Source organism: Colwellia psychrerythraea 34H, assembly GCF_000012325.1.
Taxonomy (GTDB): Bacteria; Pseudomonadota; Gammaproteobacteria; order Enterobacterales; family Alteromonadaceae; genus Colwellia; species Colwellia psychrerythraea_A.
This window is the reverse complement of the sequence record NC_003910.7, coordinates 4,874,730-4,896,274: the sequence shown is the minus strand read 5'-3', so window position 1 is coordinate 4,896,274 and position 21,545 is coordinate 4,874,730. Positions and strand designations below refer to the sequence as shown.

The window sequence follows — 21,545 nt, the reverse complement described above, 5'->3', positions numbered from 1 at the left end:
ATTTACCCTCCAAGCATAGCAAGGTGTTTAGTGGCACCTGTCAGTTTTTCATGCAAGTAGTGAGTAGCTTTTTTATCGCCCAGTAATGCTAATATTTTTGCTTGTAAAGGCTCAATATCATCACTTTGTAATTGTTCACGTAATGACAAACCTTCTTCACCAAATAGGCATAAATGTAACTTGCCACTTGAGCTTATGCGTAAGCGGTTACAGCTACTACAAAAATCCTTAGAATAAGGCATGATCAAGCCGACTTTACCTTGATAATCAGGGTGGTAAAATTCTTGGGCAGGACCTGCAGACTTATTTTGAATGACTGGAAGCCAGCCATCGAGAATTAAGTTTTGCTTAATACGCGAGCCTTGTACATGCTGCGCATCAAAAAATTCTTTATTATCACCTGTTTGCATTAATTCAATAAAGCGCAAGGTAATAGGGGTGTCTTTTAGCCAGTCAAGGTAGCTTTGAATTTCTCTACCGCTGTGATCACGCATTAATACCGTATTAACTTTAACTGAGGCTCTGCCGTCAGCCAATGCCATATCAATCCCCGTGAGGATGGTCTTAAGTTTATCGTGCCCCGTTATCGCATGAAATTGACGAGGATCTAAACTGTCGATACTTATATTGATTGCATCAATACCAGCATCTAACCAATGAGGCAGGTGATCTGGTAACTTAAAACCATTACTTGTAATGGCAACTTTTTTGATGCCAGCTGTTTCTTTACAAATTCGAATGATTTCAGGTAAGTCTTTACGTAGGGCTGGTTCACCACCGGTTATGCGGATCTTTTCAGTTCCTAACTCGGCGAAAGCTTTCGCTATACGTTTGATTTCACATAGTGATAAAAAATCACGCGGTTGATCGCACTGATATCCATCCGGCAAGCAGTAAGTGCAACTAAAATTGCAAACGTCGGTAATAGAGAGACGCAGGTAAGAGAACCTACGGCCAAAGTTGTCTGTTAACATGTCACCTTTCCAAATGTAGGGAGGCTAACGCGTTTCCTTGTTAACCCTGGCAACTAAAAGCCAATAAATACATGGTTTTAGTCACGGCATGTCACAACATGAATGCTTCGAATAGTTGGCTTAATTTAGCCAAAAAATAAAACAATGTTAGCTGTGATAGCTCGGTGTAATAAAATAAAATTCTGTTCTAAAATGAGTATATACCCATTGTATTGCGAGATGGTAATTTTTTTTGCCCACCTCATTATTGATTGTAATCAATAAACGGGCAGTTAAATCACTATTAATTTTGTCAGTAATTAAGCGATACTATCGTTAACGAATTTATCTATAATGATTTTACCAATCTTTCTCTTAACAAGCTTGAAAAGCTATCTAGTTTAGAGTGAAATTTATCGTACTAAGTAATTGTAATATCTAATTAAGCGAGTTTTTTATGTCTGATTGTTGCTCCGCCCCAGGGCTTTTACCTTTTGAACAAGCCGTAGCAAATATGCTATCGCAAGTATCACCTATCACTGAAACACTAACCTTGCCCATTGAACAAGCGCTGCACTATGTTTTAGCGCAAGACATTGCTAGTCCATTGAATGTACCGCCACACGATAATTCAGCAATGGATGGTTATGCCTTTGCTCTTGAAAGTTTTAACGAGAGTAAAACACTGGTCCTAATTGGACGCTCTATGGCAGGAGCACCATTTCAAGGCACATGTCAGCCTGGCGAATGTATTCGAATTATGACTGGGGCGAAAATGCCTGATTGTTGTGATTCTGTCGAGATGCAAGAAAATGTCAAAGCTGATGGCGAGAACATTACCTTTTTACAAGAAAAGACTTTTGGGTCTCATGTAAGAAATGCTGGTGAAGATATTAAGATTGACCAGCAAGTACTCTATTCTGGTCATAAATTAGCAGCGGTTGATATTGGCGTGCTTGCTTCTTTAGGTGTGGCTGAAGTTGTTGTTTATCGCAAATTAAAAGTGGCTTTAATCGCCACGGGTGATGAGCTTAAATTACCTGGTCAAGCTTTACGAGTAGGAGATATCTATGAATCTAACAGTTTTGTTTTAGCTGCCATGCTTAAAACATTGCATGTTGATATTATTGATTTTGGTATTATTTCTGATGATTTTGAGGCGATAAAAGCTGCTTTTGTTAGTGCTGATGAGCAAGCTGATGCCGTTATTTCTTCTGGCGGTGTTTCGGTAGGTGATGCTGATTACACTAAAACAGTGTTAGATGAATTAGGTGAAATTGGCTTTTGGAAAATAGCAATGAAACCAGGTAAGCCCTTTGCCTTTGGAAAGCTAGCTAACAGTGTCTTTTTCGGACTGCCGGGTAACCCCGTTTCAGCGTTAGTCACCTTTCATCAATTAGCGTTGGTCGCCTTAACTAAAATGCAAAATGCCAAACCTTTAACGCGTACGCATCTAACGGTGAAATGTAGTAGTGACCTACGGAAATCCCCAGGTCGACTGGATTTTCAACGGGGTGTTTTATCGATTAATGAAGCGGGTGAAAATGTTGTTACTTCAACAGGTGCACAAGGTTCAGGTATCTTATCTAGCTTAGCTCGGGCTAATTGTTTTATTGTTTTACCTAGCGAGCAAGGCGGAGTAAAAGCCGGTGAAATGGTGAATGTACAGTTATTCGATCATTACCTTTAAATTTATTAATAAAGCAGGTAAAAAAATTCAAACACACGTTTGTTAAGTTGAAAATATAGGTCTAGTATTGTTGTTCTAAGTACAAAAATATGTGGGCAGGACGTTATGCAGAAATACCAACTTAGTTTTGCAAAAATTAATGTTTTAACTGAGCATATTGCCGAAGTTATTGTCAGTCAAGATGTTGTCATATCTTTAGAAATGTCTGAAGAGTACGATGATTTTTTGACTAAACTATTTTCGAGTAATTTTGCTCTGCTGATTAATAAAATAAATCAATATGACTTTTCATTTGAGGCCAAGGTTAGCGTGGCTTCGCATCAAAACTTAGCAGCGATTGCTGTCGTTACTTATGATAATGAAAGCAAAGTATCGGTAGGAAAAATTGGTGCGATACGACAACGTGATGGTTGGAATTTGAAAGTATTTGATGGCCTCAATTTAGGTTGGCAAGAAGGCTTAGATTGGTTACATGGTGAGTTGAGCAATGAAGCATTGAATAGCTAACTTTTGGCTAAAAAATACCAACCAAACTAACTAAGTGATCTTTTTAAATGGTCTAAATATCCAATAACATCGTTGCTTTCAATGCCAATAGCCAGCTATTACTCAATCAAGCGCCTTGTTCTTGAAAATTTATTCTCATTAAAATTTGCCCCATTAATTAATTTAATTGGTATAACTCAATAGTGAGCATTATCTTATACAAATAGCTATGAGATAAAAAAACATAAAAAACGCTGCCTGTATTGCTACGGGCAGCGTTTTTTTTATATATAAATTATAGATTAATCTCTATCGTGAACTGGTTACAACTGAGCGAAACACTTATCGGCAGCAACTAAGGTTTTTTCAATAATGTCATCGGTATGTGATGTTGATAAAAAGCCAGTTTCATAAGATGATGGTGCTAAATATACGCCTTCATCAAGCATTAAGTGGAAGAAGCGCTTGAACATTTCTCCATCACATTGGGTCGCTTGCTCATAGGTAGTAATAGGGTTTTTATCTTCCGTAAAGAAAAATCCAAACATGGCGCCAACGTAGTTAACGCTTAAACTAACGCCATTACGTTCAGCTGCGGCTTTTAAGCCCATGGCTAACTTTTCTGTAGCAGAAGAAAGTTGTTGGTGTTTATTTCCTTGAGCTAATTCAGTCAATGAAGCTAAACCCGCGGCCATAGCAATTGGGTTACCTGATAAAGTTCCTGCTTGATAAACAGGACCAACAGGAGCGATATAATCCATGATCTCTTGTTTGCCACCGAATGCGCCAACAGGCATACCACCACCAATGACTTTACCTAAAGTAGTTAAGTCAGGTTTAATATTATAGTGAGCTTGAGCGCCACCTAGTGCAACACGAAAGCCAGTCATTACTTCATCAAAAATTAATACGCTGCTGTATTGGTCACATACGTCGCGTAAACCTTCAAGGAATCCTTCAACAGGAGGGATACAGTTCATATTACCTGCAACAGGTTCAACGATAATACACGCTATCTCATCGGCATATTTTGCGAAAATTTCTTTCACTTCGTCGATATTATTGTAGCTAACGGTAAGGGTATGTTTAGCAAAATCTTCAGGAATACCCGGTGAATTAGGTACGCCCAATGTTAATGCACCAGAACCCGCTTTTACTAACAAAGCGTCGGCATGACCGTGATAACAACCTTCAAACTTTAATATCTTATCGCGGCCAGTATAACCACGTGCTAAACGGATAGCGCTCATCGTAGCTTCTGTACCAGAGCTAACCATGCGTAAAGATTCCATTGAAGGTACTAACTCACGTACCTTCTCAGCCATGGTAATTTCAATTTCAGTCGGAGCACCGAAACTTAAACCATTTTTAGCGGTAGTAATAACAGCTTCAAGTATTGCTGGATGGTTATGACCTAAAATCATAGGTCCCCAAGAGCCAACATAGTCGATGTAAGCTTTATCATCAGCGTCATAAATATAAGCGCCTTGAGCACGTTTTATAAAACACGGAGTACCACCAACACCATTGAAAGCACGTACTGGAGAGTTAACGCCACCAGGGATAATCTTTTGAGCTTGTTCAAATAACTGTTCTGATTTATTCATAATTGTTTCTTCTAAAATCGTTACTAATAAGGAATGTTGCCATTAGGCGTTTTTATTTGTGAACCAGTTTACTGGTTTTTCATAATCGGTTAATTGATCTTCAACACCTAACGTTAAGGCAAATAATGCCATTCGCACTAAAACACCATTTTGTGCTTGCCTAAAAATAGCTAAGTTGTCTAAGTCATTAAGATCAGTATCAAGTTCATTAGCTTCAGGGCGAGAGTCGCGTGGTAAAGGGTGCATTATTACCGTGTTTTCTTGGCAATATTTCTGGTAAACACTCTTATTTAAACTGAAATGTCCGCGATATAACTCAGCTTCATCTTTGCTGGCAAAGCGTTCTTGTTGAATTCTTGTTTGATAAATGACATCTGCAGATAAATTACCCGCCATAGTCTCAGTCAAAATAACTTCATGACCAGCGTCGCTTAAGGTTGAAATAACGCTATCAGGCATTTGTAGCGCTTTTGGCGCAACCATGGTGACTTTTACATTATCATAAAGACTTAGTAGTTTTGATAATGAATGTACGGTACGACCATGTTTCAAGTCGCCCATCAAAACAATATTTAAATCATCTAAACCTTTGTTAAAGTGCATCATTTCAGACTGAATAGTAAATAGATCAAGTAGTGCCTGAGTGGGGTGTTCATTGGCACCATCACCACCGTTGATAACAGGGACGGAACTGCCTTGTGCAAACTGCTCTACCGAGTGCATTTGCGGATGACGCATGGCAATAACGTCTGAGTAGCCACTGATTACTTGGGCAGTATCAAATAAAGATTCACCCTTACTTAATGATGAGTTTTCTTGACCAACAGTCTCGCGTACAAAACCGCCGAGCAAATTAAAAGCGGTACCAAAACTGACTCGGGTTCGAGTACTCGGTTCAAAAAATAAATTACTTAATATGGCGCCATCAAGCACATGACAACGCTTTTTTCGAGACGCATAAGGCGCCATTTGCGCAGAAACTTGCAGGATCTTTGCGATAGCTTCACGGTCAAATTGTGATACCGAGAGAATATGGTTACCTTGGAATTTCATCATCTTGATTTATTACATTGAAAGGGGACAAATTTGCCAAGAATATAGCATATACCCGCTACCATTCAAAGAGCAGGATTTCAGTAGAAAGTAACATTACTGCATCACAGCACCTGGAAATGAAATGGCTCAAGCACTCTAAAGCATAGTTCTTAATCGAGTGTATTTATAATATAGTTACTTGCGAATGCTAAAGAACATTTGACCTGTCTGCAAAGATGATAAGGCTAAAATAAAAAAAGACAGATAATCCTGCCTTTTATCGTTGATAGTTAACGATTAGATTAGTCGACGTTTAGCTGTGAGCATGATGAGCAGGAACAACATAAAATAGACACTACCACCACCCGACTTGGTGTCTGTTGTGCTTGGAGGTAGGGGTGTCGGCGTGGGAGGAGACGGAAGTGCTGTCACTGTCGGAGTGAAAATAACATTCTTTAAAGAAGCTTTATCTGTGCCTTCACTAGTACCGCCATCTTTCTTATATAACCAAGTTACTTGATGTTCCCCTTCGGCTAACTCATCGATAGTTACCTTAGTGTAAGCGACCTCTCCTGAGATAAACTTGATTTGTTTATCATCAATAATTAGATATAAAACACCAAACGGCTCATCAGGGGTGTCGGTATTTTCTTCAGAAGCAACGGACCAATCAAATGATAAGGTGCCTGCACCAGAAAATGTCAGTAAAACAGCGCTTTGTTGATCTTCGCCAATAGCACCGCTCATTATTGCTGCTTCGCTATTATCGAGCAGCCATGGTTGGTCACCACCACTAAACCAGCGTAATTCTGAGGAACCATTTGATAGCTGAGTATTGATATCGCTATTGGAAGCAACTGCTTCAGCACTTATGTAACTTTGGCTCGTTGGGATATTTACATCATTGCTATTAATGACAATCCGTACTTTATGTTTTCCTAGAGTTTTGGCATCAAAATCAACTTGAATTTGACAACTTTGCTTTGCTGCTAATTGGGTACAATTATCGGTATTCAAGCTAAAGCTATGGCTGCTTATGTTATCAGCCAATAGCGTGAAGCTTAAATTAGCGATCAGATTAGTATTGTTGGTGACGATTAGTTGTGTTGTTTGCGCTTTATTTTGTGGCGTTAAAGCAAAGTCATAATTTGACTCAATAGCAATCCCTTGGGTGATGTTATTAATCCAAGTAGTAAAATTTCCTACGCGGGCATAAACATCCGGAAAAGCCTCATTAGCACAACCAACACCAAAGCTAACGATACCTATTTGTTGCCAACCTTCATTGGTATTTACTACTAAAGGTCCCCCACTATCTCCTTGGCATGAACCTTTTTGAACGTCTCCTGAGAATGCAGCACAAATCATGCTATTGGTAATACCCACTTGATTGGGTGAATAAATGGTATTATTCAAGTCGCTATAAGCTTGGGCTAACTGGTTTTTGCACTCTTCATTGCTTAATAAATAAAGCTCAACTTGGCGTAATTGATCGGGTTGACTATTTACCGGAGCTTCGTCATTTGGACCGTAAGCATTTATGTTACCCCAGCCAATAACCGTGGCGGGACTGTTAGCAATAGCTAATTGTTTGCTGGTATTGTAATCGAGCAGTTTAACCGCTGTTTGGTCACTCGCTTCTACTAACTCAATCAGCGCGATATCATTATTAAAGGCACTGCCTTCATCGTACTCTGGATGGATATAAATACGCTTAATCGCTTTAGCATTACTAGCGCCATCACTTAAATCATATTCGCCAATATTAACTTTTAAAAACTCAATATTGACATCTTCAACACAATGAGCAGCGGTAAGTACCCACTTATCTCCTATAAAGCTTGCTCCACAGCTAGCGCTTTGCGCAAGATCTTGTTTCACCGATAAATTAATTGTCGCAATACTGTCGAGTTTATTGAGTAAAAGTGCTCCGTCATTTTGGCTAATGGCAACTACCGGAATGTTGCCAATATAATCTTCTCCTAAGGTGCCACTTATAACCCCTGAAGTATTGTTATAGATAATTGCACCGATACCACCTGCAGCTTGGCAATTATCAACTTTCACCGAAAAGTCTATTTCACCACGGGCAATTAAACATATTTTATTTTCAGCTAAATTACATAAATTATCAGCAATACCACAGTCAGCCATAGTGGCACTCGCTTGACCTGAAGGAGAATATGAAAACGGTTCACTCTGGTATGGAGTGCCAGCAACGTCTAAAGAGCTATCTACATCACTATAGGTAAAAACTAATGCTGACATCCAAGGCCAAGCATTTTGAGAAGCAAGTTCGCCGCCAACAATTTTAGGCTTTGATAAAAGCAGGGGAGATTGGTTCGCTTCGTTTGCGGATGAAAATAAGGTTGAAATCGCTAATACAGCGAATAAAAAGTACTTCATTTTGATGTTTCTCAATGCTGTAAACAGAATACCAATGATTCGTTAACCAGGTGACAAATCATCTTATCTTGATTATAACGATAAAGCTTGAAAAATGAAGCCTTCAAAATGAGGTTATGCGTTGCTGCTAGCTTGCCAGTTCTTGCTTATTCAATGGTAAGTAGGCGATAACAAAGCACAATATAAACACAAGTGCCGTGCCAATATTATATTGCTTTTCTGCGATTAAATTAAAGTAAGTTAAAGCGTTTTCACTCAACGCAATGATCACACCACAAAGAAGTAAGGGTAATTTTTTTGCATATCCTTTTGCACCTAAAGCTTTGGCTAAAATATAACCCAGTATTGGTATAAAGGACCAAATGAAAAATACCGCTATTGAAAAAACCACAGCACTTGCTGCAAGGGAGTTTCTTGAGAATACATCGGCAATAGCATAAAACTGTATTGCCACGTAGCCCAGATATAAATACCACATAGGTTATCTTACCTTTACAATTCCTAAATAATCCATAATTACATTGGCTTAACGTAAGCTAAGATAATAACAGCAAACAAAATCAGCACGGGGATCTCATTGAAAATTCGATAGAAGCGCCCTGAGCGGATGTTTTTATCTTGCGCAAAGGTGGTAACTAACTTAAAACAATACCCATGATAAGCAAAGAGCACTATGACTAAACTTAATTTGATATGTAGCCATTTTGCGGCAACAAACCAGTCATAGCCATAGGCATATATTATTGCTACACCGAGCAACAGGGTGAAGATGGCAAAAGGGGTAACAAAATAGAGTAAACGTTTTTCCATACCTTTAAGTTGTTGCGCTATTTCATCAGACTTGGTTTCGGCATGGTTAACAAATAAGCGTGGCAAATAAAATATACCAGCAAACCAAGCCACCATGAAAATGACATGAAATGCTTTAAGCCAGAGGATATTGTTGATTAAAAACGTGCTCATTAATTGAGTTTTCCTTCTAATAAATAAATTCTAAGTTGTTCAAAAGTCACCAATCCAATACAGTCATTGATATCTTTATGGTAAATATATACAGCGCCTGAACGCTGCTCTACTAGTGCTAAATAAGCCTCTGCTAAAGTGACTTGATGACTCAGTGGAATAAGTTTGTGCAGTATTAGTTTATTAGCGAGATTATGTTCAATATCTTCACTTTCATCGTCAACGACTTCTACATCTAATTGCGCCCAATAATAATTATTGAGCTGATCAGTTTCGCTCGTCGGTTCTTTGTTAATGACTAATTGCGACTCATGACTGTGCAGGAGTTCTCCTATGATAGTACGAGGACTTGCTTGCTCTAAAATCAACAAATTATCTTTCATTACCGCTAAAGCACCAATATTTTGCAATGATTCTTCAACCGGAGGTTTGCGGTAGAGCAAGTTTTGCGCATCTAATTGCATGATGAAGATAGATTCATTTTTACAAAGCTGTCGCGATACGATGCTGGCAATGGTAATAACTATCATGGCAGGCACAACCAACTCGAGTTGACCTGATAGTTCAACAACAGCAAGCAAAGTGGCAAGGGGAGCATTTAAACTGGCAGCCATAAAACCAGCCATGCCCATCAAAATAAAGTCACTGCTTACATGTTCTCCGGGCAATACTTGTATAACAACAGCCCCAACAAGAGCGCCAGTAATGGCACCAATACTTATGGTTGGTCCAATAATTCCACCAGGAATACCTAAACCTAAGGCGAACATTGTCATTAATAATTTAGCAATAAGTAAGCTGAACAGAAAACCTAAGGGTAAATTGTTCGTTAAAGAAATATCAATTGCACTTGTACCTGTGCCCATAGCACCAGGTACTAAGTAACCTAGCGTACCCGTAATAAGTGCAGCAAGAATTAAGCGGGGTACTATATGGTATTTAACGCTTTTTTTAATGATTACAACCAGATACTTATTAAATGCAGCCGCCAAAATCCCTAGGACTATCGCTAATAAAATTAAAGAGAAATAATGCTGTTGTTCAAGCGCTATGGTATTAAAGTGCTGGAAATTATGACTGGTGCCAAAAACACTGCGAGTAATCAAAGAGCCAACAATTGAAGCGAGCATCACAGGTACAAAAACATGAGCTTTGTATTCTCGCATGACCACTTCCATGACAAAAATAACCGCGGCTATCGGGGTATTAAATGTTGCGGCAATACCTGCTGCTATGCCACAGGCACATAAAGTTCGGGTACTGTTATAGGGGAGTTTTAGTACACTGCCTAAATAACTACTACATGCTGCGCCAAGATGTACCGCGGGCCCTTCACGGCCGACAGAAAAGCCAGACGCTAAGGCTACTGCACTTCCCCAAAATTGATTTAATGTGTTTTTAAAAGGGATAATGCCATGCGCTACTTTTAACCGGTGTAGCACAAAGGGGATGCCAGTACGTATGTATTTATAACCAGTAAGCCAAGCCATTAAGAGGATAATAAGTGAGCCGATGATAGGTAAATGAAAACGACTTACCTCATCTAAACTGTTATAGTTGTCGCGTTTAATTAAGTAGAGCTGTTGAATTTCTTCAATAGTCAGGGTAAATAGCACTACTAATAAAGCGGAGGCGGCTCCACCAATAATGGCAAGTAAGCATATTTGCCAAGAGGTTTTTGGCAAAGCTAAGTGTTTTCTTATTGTTGCGATTGATATTATCATTACGGGATTATAATACTTTACAAATGAAATGGTTAGCAAAAATAAATTTGGGTGTTGTTATTGAGCGCTTAGGTACTTTTAAATCGGCTTTGTTTTTAATAACAGTGATAAGTCTGTGTTTATTTACCGGCTACCGAGTGGGTAATTATTATCATCACTTTCAAGTGACTAACCTTGAGCAACAAAAGCTTAGGCTGGAACAGCTTTACCAGCAACAAGAAGAAAATATAGCACGAATTCACACCTTAGAAGTTGAACTAACGGTCGAGCAACTTGCAAATATAAAAGCGCAAGAGTTACTCAAAGAAGCCGCTGAACAGAAATTTGAAGTGAAAAAGCAGTTGGCCTTCTATGAAAAAATAATGGCACCTGAAAAAGAAGCTGCAGGTTTATTCGTTGAAAATGTCAACATAGTAGCGAGCAAGATTCCCAATCAATATCACTTTCAAGTAACTTTAGTGCAGCAGCAATTAAAGCGTCGTTATAGTAAAGGTTATATTGAATTAGTTTTTGAAGGTCAAGAAAGTGGTAAATCAGTAAAGCTTAAGCTGGCAGATGTAACAAAGCTGAACAAAAACGATCTTAAATTTAGTTTTCAATATTTTCAGATTATTAATGGTGAATTTACCTTACCCGCTAACTTTACGCCTGAAAATGTCTTAGTCTCAGCAATCTTGACTAAATCGCGCTGGCAAAAGTATGCCAAGAAAGAAAAAAGTGTCTCTTGGCAAATCAATCAATAGCACTTAATACACTTCCTCATAAATTATCATTCAGTGAGTACTTTCTTATACGGAGTGGTATCATTATGGTAAAGAATAATACTTGACTAAAATAGTCAAGTTTAAGATAATTACCCTCGTTGTTAAACACCCACTTTGTAGCGTATTTTTTTGTACTTTGTTGTACTAAGTAGAGCACCATGTCAAACCCTGAATTACCCATTAAATTTACCGATTCTGCCGCGAGTAAAGTTCTTTCGCTAATCACAGAAGAAGAAAACCCAGCACTTAAGCTACGTGTATATGTTACCGGTGGTGGTTGTTCAGGTTTTCAGTATGGCTTCACTTTTGATGAAAAAGTGAATGACGGCGATATGACCATTGAAAAGCAAGGCGTTATGATGGTAATCGATCCTATGAGTTTGCAATACCTTGTTGATGGCGAAGTTGATTATCTTGAAAGTTTAGAAGGTAGCCGCTTTGTGGTAAATAACCCAAATGCAACAACCACTTGTGGTTGTGGGTCATCTTTTTCTATCTAGTATTTTAGTTACCTCTTAACTAAATATAGTCATCGCTTTGGCAGAAATGTACAAAGCGGATGACGACCAATTACCAAGCAATGTAAAGCCGACACCTCGTTAAAATTTTTATAATAAACACTAGTGCTCTTGTCTCACGTAAAAGATCTATCCCCATTCCAATCGTCAGCTTTTGTCCAATCAAATGGTGTTTCTACTAAGCGAATGTTTCGTAACCTTGTTTATTTTAATGTACAAAAACTTACAAAAGATAAACAGTTTGTAGCACGTTAGCTTATATCTTCTTTATCAAAAAACGTTATCATATTCCGATAAAATGGAGATATAACGATGAAATTAACCCTAAAATCTAGCTGGTTAGCGCAACGACCTTACCTTATTGCAGCACTAATCACCCTTGTTTTAGTGCTATGGATGGCTTCTGGCCCTAGTGTTGCAGAGCAAAAGTCTGAGATAAAAGCACAAATTCCTAGTCATGATGAAAAGCAGATAACTGCACAAGTTAAAGTTGAAACACGACTTGGACAACATATTCATAAAACAATTGAGCTTTATGGTCGCACCGAGCCTGATCGCATCACGACATTAAAAGCTGAAATACACGGAAAAATTATTCAGGTATTAGCAAAAAGAGGTTCAAAAGTTGCTAAAGGTGAAATTATTGCAAAAATTGCTTTAAATGATTTACCTGCTCAATTAACCCGTAGCCAAGCATTATTGAACCAACGTGAAGTAGAATACGAAGGTGCGTTAAAGCTTAATAAACAAGGTTATCAAGGTAAGGTGCATTTAGCACAATCATATGCTGCACTGGAATCGGTTAACGCTGAAATAAAGCGATTAGAGTTAGACATTGCCCATACCATTATTAAAGCGCCTTTCACCGGAATTCTTAACACACGCTATGTTGAAGTGGGTGACTACGTCGCCTCGGGTGATGATATCGCCATGATTGCTGATTTAGACCCGCTTATTGTTAGAGCGCATGCCACCGAACAACAAATAAGTCAGTTGTCTGTTGGTCAAGTAGCGCAAGTAACCTTATTAAATGGTGCACAAGCACAAGGTAAGCTGCGTTACATTGCCAGTGTCGGTAATGATGCGACCAATACTTTTAAAATTGAAGTGGAAATTGATAATAAAAAGGCGAATTTATTGGCGGGCTTAAGCAGTGAATTGACCATAGACTTAGCCAGATTGTCTGCAATAAAAATATCACCAGCACTGCTCGCTTTAGATGAGCAAGGTAATATCGGTGTTAAATCGGTAAAAAAATCAATTGTTCACTTTACGCCAATAGAGATCATTAAAAGTGAAAGTGATGGCATATGGTTGACAGGTCTTGGCGAACAAGCCGATATCATTGTCTTAGGTCAAGGCTTCGTTCGTGCAGGGGACAGAGTGGAGGCCATCTTCGATAAGGTAGATGATAAAGCTAGCAATAGCACAGATAAACAAGCTGCTACTGTAACCGCCGCTACACAAAAATAGGAGCTATTATGTTAACGCTTATTGAAGCCGCATTGACACGTACTCGCTCTGTTTTGATGCTATTTGTACTACTACTTATTTCTGGCGCAGTGACTTACAACAACATTGCTAAAGAAGCCAATCCTGATATTACCATTCCAATTATTTATGTTTCTATGATTCATGATGGTATTTCTCCTGAAGATGCTGAGCGCATGCTCGTAAGACCGATGGAAAATGAGCTTAAATCTATCGCGGGCATTAAAGAAATGCGTTCCAATGCAGGAGAGGGGCACGCCTCTGTTACGTTAGAATTTATTGCCGGACTTGACCCTAAAGAAGCACTTGCCGATGTGCGTGATAAAGTGACTTTAGCCAAAGCTAAATTGCCCAATGAGACTGAAGAGCCGGTGGTAAATGAAGTCACCATGGCTAACCAAGAAGCAGCATTGACGGTTGTGTTATCTGGGGCTGTTACTGAGCGAGGTTTGATAACAATAGCGCGGAACGTCAAAGACAAAATCGAAGGCATGCAAGAAGTGCTAGAAGTTGAAATTGGTGGTGACCGTGAAGATATGGTTGAAATCATTGTCGATCCGTTATTAATGGAAAGCTATGGGCTTGATCAAACGGACATTTATAACCTTGTTGAGCGTAACAATCGCTTAGTACCAGCAGGGACTATGGATACTGGCAAAGGACGTTTTGCCATCAAAGTGCCTTCTGTTTTTGAAAATATTCAAGACTTACTTGAACTGCCTATTAAGGTCGATGGCGATCGAGTTATTACCTTTCAAGATGTATCAACGGTGCGTCGTGCTTATAAAGATCCTACTGGTTTTGCTCGATTAAACGGTCATCGCTCGGTATCAATAGAAGTCAAAAAACGCTCTGGTGAGAACCTGATTGAAACGGTTGATAAAGTTAAAGAAATTGTCAATGAAAGCCGTTTAAAATGGCCACAACAAGTCAAAGTGGATTATGTTGGTGATCAATCTATAGAAATTAAAAATACGCTCACAGACTTGCAGAATAATGTTTTTTCAGCGGTATTATTGGTCGTTATTGTCATTATTGCTGCTTTAGGTGGCCGCACCGCTTTATTGGTAGGTTTAGCAATTCCAGGCGCCTTTTTAACAGGAATATTAGTCATTGCTTTAGCAGGGATGACGGTAAATATAGTGGTGCTATTTGGCCTAATCATGGCAGTAGGCATGCTTGTTGATGGGGCGATCGTTGTCACCGAGTTTGCAGACAGGCAGATGAATGAAGGTCATAGCAAAGCTGTTGCTTATGGTACTGCTGCTCGTCGTATGGCATGGCCGATTATTGCTTCAACGGCGACAACATTAGCAGCCTTTGCGCCCTTGATGTTTTGGCCAGGTATTATGGGTGAGTTTATGAAGTACTTACCTTTTACCCTCATCGCGGTGTTATCAGCCTCCTTAGCAATGGCACTCATTTTTGTGCCCACTTTAGGCGCTGTTTTAGGTAAAGCTCGCGTTGTTAGCAGTAAAGAACAACAACAAATAGAGCATGCTGAAGCGGGAGAATTCAATAAATTATCGGGTTTTACCGGTCGATACATACGTGTACTGACAACAGCAATTAGACATCCTTGGAAAATAGTTGCTGGTACCTTTGCGATATCTTTTGTGGTGATGTGGCTCTATGGCGCATCTGGTCTTGGCGTGAGCTTCTTTCCTGAGGTTGAGCCTCAAAGTGCAACTATGGTGGTGCGCTCTCATGGCGATTTATCAGTAAAAGAAAAAGACGTGATTATGCGTTCTATAGAAGCACGTATCTTACCGCTCGAGGAAATTGAAACCTTATATACTCGAACGGGTGGCAATAACCAAATCGGCACTTTTAAACTAAATTTTGTTGATTGGCAGGTAAGACGTTCAGCGGATGAAATAGTGGCCAATATTCACGAGTTAACGGATGACTTAGCCGGCGTTGAAATTGAAGTGAGAAAAAATGAAAACGGCCCGCAAAGTGGTAAGGATCTTAAACTTGAATTGAGCTCGCGTTTTCCTGGAGAACTGGATAAGTCGGTGAAAATTATACGTGATGCATTGGAAACATCCGGTAAATTTACTGACATAGAAGATACGGGTGCTAAACCAGGCATAGAATGGCAGCTCATTATTGATCGTAATAAAGCGGCTACCTATGGCGCTGATGCTGCGTTAGTTGGCTCAAGTGTGCAAATGGTTACTAACGGTTTAAAACTTGGTGAATATCGCCCTGACGATGTTGATGATGAACTGGATATTCGAGTTCGTTTTCCGGAAGACAAACGTAATATAAGTCGACTAGATTCACTCCGTTTAAAAACAACGTCAGGTTTAGTGCCCGTTGGCAGTTTTGTCGAGCGTAGAGCCGCACCTAAAGTTGATACAATTCGTCGTGTTGATGCTAAGCGAGTTGTCACTGTGCAGGCGAACTTAATTGCCGGTGCTCAGTTACTGAATGAGTTACCTATTTTGCAAGAACAGTTACCGACACTTGGCTTGCACCCGTCAGTGGATATTGATGTTAAGGGACAGAATGAGGATCAACAAGAGTCACAAGCGTTTTTAGTGAATGCTTTTGCTATCGCACTCTTTGTAATGGCCATGATTTTAGTGACTCAATTCAATAGCTTTTATCAAGCATTATTGATTTTAAGTGCCGTCATATTCTCAACCGTTGGCGTATTTTTAGCACTATTATTAGTTCAAAAACCGTTTGGCATAGTTATGGGCGGCATTGGTGTTATCTCATTGGCGGGTATTGTTGTAAATAATAATATAGTACTGATTGATACCTACAATGTTTTACGTAAAGAAGGTTACCCTGTGGTTGAGGCCGTTTTAAGAACAGGCGCGCAGCGTTTACGGCCGGTTATGTTAACCACTATAACCACCATTTTGGGTTTATTGCCTATGGTCTTACAGGTAAACTTAGATTTCTTTGAGCGTACTATTGTCTTTGGTGCACCGTCAACACAGTGGTGGACACAGCTAGCAACGGCTATTGCTGGCGGCTTAGCTTTTGCTACGGTATTAACCTTAGTATTAACACCCTGTCTATTGGTCTTAAGAGATAAGCGTAAAGAAGATAAACAGGCAAAGGCAACAATCATTCTGCAAAAAGAAGCGAATCAAGTTAAGCAAGTTAAAGAAGTGAGTAGCGCAGCTTAGCCATTTAATTACTTAGTGTTACTTTCAATGCTTGGATAACGTATCACTCAACGAGAGTTTACTCTCGTTGAGTGATACGTTTTTTATCACGTGATAAAAAACTAGCCTTCCATTAGCAACATATCGACAATTTGCTTCATATCAAGGTCGAACTCTTCTGCCCTGACACTTTTAACAATTGAATCTTCACTGCCTGATAAATCAATTTCTTGTTTGTTGAGAAATTGATTTAGCTTGACGCTGTAAAAGGAGTGAACTTGTGGATTAATGGGATCTTTATCATTGCGCTCCTGTACCAATGCTAATTTATTTGATTTTAATTGCACCAATGAGCCAACAGGAAATACCCCGACACATTTGATAAAGTGGTCGACCAAACTTGCATCTAGCTGCCCTTGCTTTGCCAATTCTCGCAAAATGCTAAAAGCTTTACCGTGGGTAAAGCCTTCTTTATAAACACGTGTAGCGGTCAATGCATCAAAAATATCGCAAATGGCAATCATGCGTCCATATTGGCTAATATCTTCACCATCTACTTGAAAAGGATAGCCACTCCCATCAAGCTTTTCATGGTGTAAGGCTGCTACCTCAAGGCTAAGTGCACTGATGCCAGGCGTTTCTTTAATGATAGCTATGGAATGATTGGCATGGGTTTTCATGATGGTAAATTCATCAACGGTCAACTTACCGGGTTTATTGAGGATTTTATCAGGTATTTTTATTTTACCGATATCATGCAGAAATGCCCCAATAGATAGTTGCTCGATAATGTGTCTCTCTAGGTCTAAATAGCGAGAGAAAATGGTGATATAAACAGAAACTGCAACAGAGTGCTCTAAAAGGTATTCATCTTTCTCTCGAATATTTAACATACAGGCAAGTGAATCAGGGCTGTTAAATATTGCATCAATTGATTTATTAGTGACTTCCACTACCGGTGATAAGTCTAAGCAACTGCCACTAAGTGCATCATGAAATAACTTCTTTTGAATAGACTTAGATTGGTCGAAAATCGCTTTTGCGTGCTTAAGTTCTTTGTTTTTAACGATTGAGGGAGCGTCTACAGTGGCGCTTTTCTCGTGGCTACTAGACAATAATGTTTTGCTATCATCAATTAAAACACGATGAACATTTTTGCTTTTGAGATGATTTATAACAGCTTTGCTTTTGATGTGTCCAGCGGCAGTTAACGAAAAGCAACCTTCTTGCTGAATAATCTTTACCACATAGTGGCCTACGGTTAACTCAGAAAGCTCTTTTTCAATCAGCATATTAATCGCCGTTCAGAATAAATAATGGAGGAGTTATTATTTTTAATACTCACTGAAATAAGCTATCCGTAAATTGATAATGTTAGTGAGTTCCTTACTATACGCTAAATAATAGTGATTATAGTAAATTTCCAATTTGAATTAATAATAGTCTCAAAACTCTATGTTGGCGCCAAAATTGCTTTAGTATGGTTATATTATTTAAATAAATTTCATAGATGCAGCTTGCTTGCCGATACAAAGAAGTCAGCTGATTCAGCCTAGTTAGGATTTTTATGCGTATATTATTTTTCTTTGTTCTTTCTGTTATGTTTTTATTTGCCAATTCTTCAGCATTCGCTATGAAGAAAAACTTGCAAGCTGTTCAGATTTATACTGATAATCAATTGCTGGATTTAATTAAAGACAACAAGCATTTAAGCCAAGTAGTGCTTGATGAATGCCAATTAGTGCAAGATATTGAAGCACGTGCCAATAAAGCGAATATGCCCTCATATCAATTTTTGTGGGGTGATATGTTAGCTTATGGTGTTTGTGTGAAAAAAGATATTCCGCTAGGACTGCATTATATGCATTTAGCCGCTGATCAGGGTTTAGCAGAAGGTTTAGAGCAGTTGGGCCGTTATTACCATATGGGCAAGTTTATGCAGGTAGATATTGACCGCGCTATTGTTTATTTAAAAACGGCGGCAAGTTTAGATAACTTAGCTGCACAGATGCGACTTGCTAGTCTATATGAGCAGGGCTACGGTAGCCCATTAGATTATCCTGCGCTTTATTCTCAATTACATCACTCCGTAACTGATGATAAAGTAATACATAAACAAATCAGTGTCTTAATTTCAGGTCTTGCCAGTAAAATGCCCAGTAAAGTAATAGAGCAAGCGAAAAGAACCAGTTATACAAATTAAGCATTTGTGTAAGCGTTGTAAATTTAAAGTTTATGGTATACTGACAAGTAGTTATCCTTAAATATTGACCCATTATAGTGACCTATAACGATCCACACGCTAAACGCGAAGCCAAAAAATATGAAAAGCCAGTCGCCTCACGCGAATTATTGCTATCAATCATCGAAAAATGCTCGCCGCCACCAAGTTTTAATAGCTTGGTCAAAACACTAAAGTACGATGAAGAGTATCAACTTATTGGTTTGAAGCGTCGTTTACGTGCGATGGAAAACAGTGGTCAGTTGATTTTTAATAAATTCAAACAATACGCACTGCCGGAAAAAAATAGCCTGCTTAGCGGCAAAGTTATTGGCCATCGTGACGGTTTTGGTTTCTTTTCTCCTGATGATTCATCTATTACCGATAAAAGAGGTAAAGATTTCTATATTTCCTCCCACGAAATGCAGCGTGTCTTTCATGGTGATATCGTGCAAGCCATTTTGGTTGACCGTACCGATCGTAAAGGTCGAAAAGAAGTCAAGATACTGGAAGTTATAGAACCAAGGAAAGCACCTATCGTTGGTCGATTATATATTGATCATCATGTTTGCTCTGTTGTGTCAGAAGACAGTAAAATCAAACAAGAAGTATTGATTGATCCACAAACTAAAATGGGTGCTAGACACGGGCAAATGGTCGTCGTTGAATTAGTTCAAAGGCCGACTAAACGTTCTCATGCTATTGGTAAAGTGATTGAAGTTTTAGGAGATCACCTCGCTCCTGGGATGGAAATAGAGATAGCCTTGCGCGCCCATGACTTACCCCATCAATTTCCTCACGCAGTACAAGCTGAAGTGGCTAGTATTGCTGATGAAGTTGAAGAGTCATCTAAATTACCACGTAAAGACTTACGTGACTTACCTTTGGTTACTATCGATGGCGATGATGCTAGAGATTTTGATGATGCTGTTTATTGTGAACCAAAAAAATCAGGTGGTTGGCGTTTATGGGTGGCAATTGCTGACGTAAGTTATTACGTTCAGCACGGCACGGCGTTAGACGATGAAGCGATATCACGTGGTAACTCAGTGTATTTTCCTAGTCAAGTTATCCCTATGTTGCCAGAGAAACTTTCTAATGGTTTGTGTTCACTCAACCCCGACGTAGATCGCTTATGTATGGTGTGTGAAATGACCATCAGTGCTACCGGAAAACTATCAGGTAGTAAGTTCTATCCCGCAGTAATGCGTTCTCATGCTCGTTTTACTTACACCAAAGTCGCTGCGATTCTCGACGGTGATGAAGCGCTTTGTCAAGAATACCAAACCTTAGTGCCTGATTTAAAAAATCTTGAACATATGTATCACGCGCTAACAGATGCTCGTCTTAAACGTGGCGCTATCGCTTTTGAAACGCAAGAATCTATTTTTATCTTCAATGAAGATAAAAAAATTGCCAGTGTCGAAGCGCTTATTCGCAATGATGCCCATAAAATCATTGAAGAATGTATGATTATGGCCAATGTTGCGACAGCCAAATTTATAGAAAAACATGAAAAGCCAGGTTTGTTCCGTGTTCATGATAAACCTAGCGAAGATAAGTACCGTAACTTTGTTACCTATTTAAATGAACTTGGTTTATCTCTGCCGTCAAAAGAAGCACCGGAACCAAGAGATTACGGTGATATTTTAGCGAAAGTTGCAGGTCGACCTGACCAAGAGCTTATTCAAACCATGTTGTTACGCTCAATGCGCCAAGCTGTCTATCAAAGTGACAATGAAGGCCATTTTGGTTTAGCACTACCCTCTTATAGTCATTTCACCTCACCTATTCGTCGCTATCCTGATTTAGTGGTGCATCGAGTGATCAAAGCTATTTTAGAAAAAGAAGCGAAAAATGCTGCCAACGAAGGTAACTATGAATATTCTTTAGAGGAAGTTATAGAGCTGGGTGAGCATTGTTCTATGACAGAGAGACGCGCTGATGAAGCAACTCGCGATGTTGCTGATTGGCTCAAATGTGAGTTTATGCAAGACCATGTTGGTGATAACTTTACCGGTGTTATTTCAACAGTAACTAACTTTGGTATGTTTGTTCGCTTACAAGATTTACATATTGAAGGTTTAGTTCATATCACTTCTCTTGGTCGTGATTTCTATCATTTTGATGATGTACGTATGTGCCTATCCGGTGAGAATAGTGGCAAAAAGTACCGTGTTGGTGATGAAATTCGGGTACAAGTTGCCGCGGTAAACCTTGACGAAAAGAAAATAGACTTACGACTTGAAGGCTCTGAAGCTGAAGAAAGCCAAGGCAAACCTAAAGGCAAGTCGAAAGGTAAAAGCTCTAGACGTTCAACGTCAAAGTCAGCTGAGAATAAACCAGAAGCTAAGACTGGAACTCAAGCAACTACAGCTAAGAGTGATAAACCTAAAAGCAAGTCTAAAGGTGGTTCAAAAGACAAATCTAAAGACAAATCTAAAGACAAGCCAAAAGAAAAAAGCAAAGCAAAAAAACGCAGTGCACGTAAAAAACGCCCAGGAAAAAATGCCCGTAAAAGTTCGGAAAATAAGGCTTAGGCAATAGCTTATTAGCCTC

At 39.2% G+C, this 21,545-nt stretch carries 16 protein-coding genes and 1 riboswitch; of the genes, 8 read left to right on the top strand and 8 right to left on the bottom strand.

All coding sequences use genetic code 11. The features are described 5' to 3' along the window. Positions 1–2: 2 nt before the first annotated feature. Positions 3–974 carry a GTP 3',8-cyclase MoaA gene (gene moaA, locus CPS_RS20800; RefSeq protein ID WP_011045361.1) on the bottom strand — a complete coding sequence of 324 codons (972 nt, stop codon included), beginning with the start codon at positions 972–974 and terminating at the stop codon, positions 3–5. Further along, positions 961–1,153: riboswitch (molybdenum cofactor riboswitch) on the bottom strand. It overlaps the preceding gene by 14 nt. Before the next feature lie 257 nt (positions 1,154–1,410). Between moaA and moeA the strand changes: the two genes are divergently transcribed. Next, entirely contained in the window at positions 1,411–2,643 is a 1,233-nt protein-coding gene (moeA, locus tag CPS_RS20795) for a molybdopterin molybdotransferase MoeA (RefSeq protein ID WP_011045360.1), read from the top strand. A gap of 105 nt (positions 2,644–2,748) precedes the next feature. After that, positions 2,749–3,150 carry a hypothetical protein gene (locus tag CPS_RS20790; RefSeq protein WP_011045359.1) on the top strand — a complete coding sequence of 134 codons (402 nt, stop codon included), beginning with the start codon at positions 2,749–2,751 and terminating at the stop codon, positions 3,148–3,150. 302 nt (positions 3,151–3,452) lie between these two features. Here the strand turns inward: CPS_RS20790 and hemL are convergent, their stop codons facing one another. The 6 genes from hemL to CPS_RS20760 all read right to left on the bottom strand — a co-directional run bounded on the left by hemL (position 3,453) and on the right by CPS_RS20760 (position 10,864). Next, complete coding sequence (hemL, locus tag CPS_RS20785) at positions 3,453–4,736, bottom strand: glutamate-1-semialdehyde 2,1-aminomutase (protein ID WP_011045357.1); 1,284 nt, start codon at positions 4,734–4,736, stop codon at positions 3,453–3,455. A gap of 42 nt (positions 4,737–4,778) precedes the next feature. After that, complete coding sequence (locus CPS_RS20780; protein ID WP_011045356.1) at positions 4,779–5,792, bottom strand: aspartate carbamoyltransferase; 1,014 nt, start codon at positions 5,790–5,792, stop codon at positions 4,779–4,781. A gap of 276 nt (positions 5,793–6,068) precedes the next feature. Continuing rightward, positions 6,069–8,177, bottom strand: a complete 2,109-nt coding sequence (locus CPS_RS20775) for a trypsin-like serine protease (RefSeq protein ID WP_011045355.1) — start codon at positions 8,175–8,177, stop codon at positions 6,069–6,071. A 127-nt stretch (positions 8,178–8,304) separates the two neighbouring features. Continuing rightward, complete coding sequence (locus CPS_RS20770; RefSeq protein ID WP_011045354.1) at positions 8,305–8,655, bottom strand: hypothetical protein; 351 nt, start codon at positions 8,653–8,655, stop codon at positions 8,305–8,307. A 38-nt stretch (positions 8,656–8,693) separates the two neighbouring features. Further along, positions 8,694–9,140: a protoporphyrinogen oxidase HemJ gene (gene hemJ / locus CPS_RS20765; protein WP_011045353.1), complete on the bottom strand. Its 447-nt coding sequence runs from the start codon at positions 9,138–9,140 to the stop codon at positions 8,694–8,696. Continuing rightward, positions 9,140–10,864: a chloride channel protein gene (locus CPS_RS20760; RefSeq protein ID WP_011045352.1), complete on the bottom strand. Its 1,725-nt coding sequence runs from the start codon at positions 10,862–10,864 to the stop codon at positions 9,140–9,142. Before CPS_RS20760 ends, hemJ begins: the two co-directional genes overlap by 1 nt. A gap of 23 nt (positions 10,865–10,887) precedes the next feature. On the opposite strand from CPS_RS20760, the gene CPS_RS20755 reads away from it, so the two are divergent. The 4 genes from CPS_RS20755 to CPS_RS20740 all read left to right on the top strand — a co-directional run bounded on the left by CPS_RS20755 (position 10,888) and on the right by CPS_RS20740 (position 16,786). Beyond that, positions 10,888–11,607, top strand: coding sequence for a DUF6776 family protein (locus CPS_RS20755; RefSeq protein WP_081428781.1), 720 nt, complete (start codon positions 10,888–10,890; stop codon positions 11,605–11,607). Between the two features lie 179 nt (positions 11,608–11,786). Next, complete coding sequence (gene erpA / locus CPS_RS20750) at positions 11,787–12,128, top strand: iron-sulfur cluster insertion protein ErpA (protein WP_011045350.1); 342 nt, start codon at positions 11,787–11,789, stop codon at positions 12,126–12,128. Positions 12,129–12,458: 330 nt separating this feature from the next. Beyond that, the gene (locus tag CPS_RS20745; protein WP_011045349.1) at positions 12,459–13,619 is read left to right on the top strand and encodes an efflux RND transporter periplasmic adaptor subunit; all 1,161 of its coding nucleotides are present in this window, start codon (positions 12,459–12,461) and stop codon (positions 13,617–13,619) included. 8 nt (positions 13,620–13,627) lie between these two features. Beyond that, entirely contained in the window at positions 13,628–16,786 is a 3,159-nt protein-coding gene (locus CPS_RS20740) for an efflux RND transporter permease subunit (RefSeq protein ID WP_011045348.1), read from the top strand. A 101-nt stretch (positions 16,787–16,887) separates the two neighbouring features. On the opposite strand, the gene CPS_RS20735 is transcribed toward CPS_RS20740, so the two are convergent. Then, a complete protein-coding gene (locus CPS_RS20735; RefSeq protein ID WP_011045347.1) occupies positions 16,888–18,057 on the bottom strand; it encodes an HD-GYP domain-containing protein in 1,170 nt (389 codons plus the stop codon). A 275-nt stretch (positions 18,058–18,332) separates the two neighbouring features. On the opposite strand from CPS_RS20735, the gene CPS_RS20730 reads away from it, so the two are divergent. Then, positions 18,333–18,968, top strand: a complete 636-nt coding sequence (locus CPS_RS20730) for a tetratricopeptide repeat protein (protein ID WP_011045346.1) — start codon at positions 18,333–18,335, stop codon at positions 18,966–18,968. 77 nt (positions 18,969–19,045) lie between these two features. Further along, on the top strand, positions 19,046–21,526 hold the full coding sequence (gene rnr, locus CPS_RS20725; protein WP_011045345.1) for a ribonuclease R: 2,481 nt from the start codon (positions 19,046–19,048) through the stop codon (positions 21,524–21,526). Positions 21,527–21,545 lie beyond the last annotated feature (19 nt).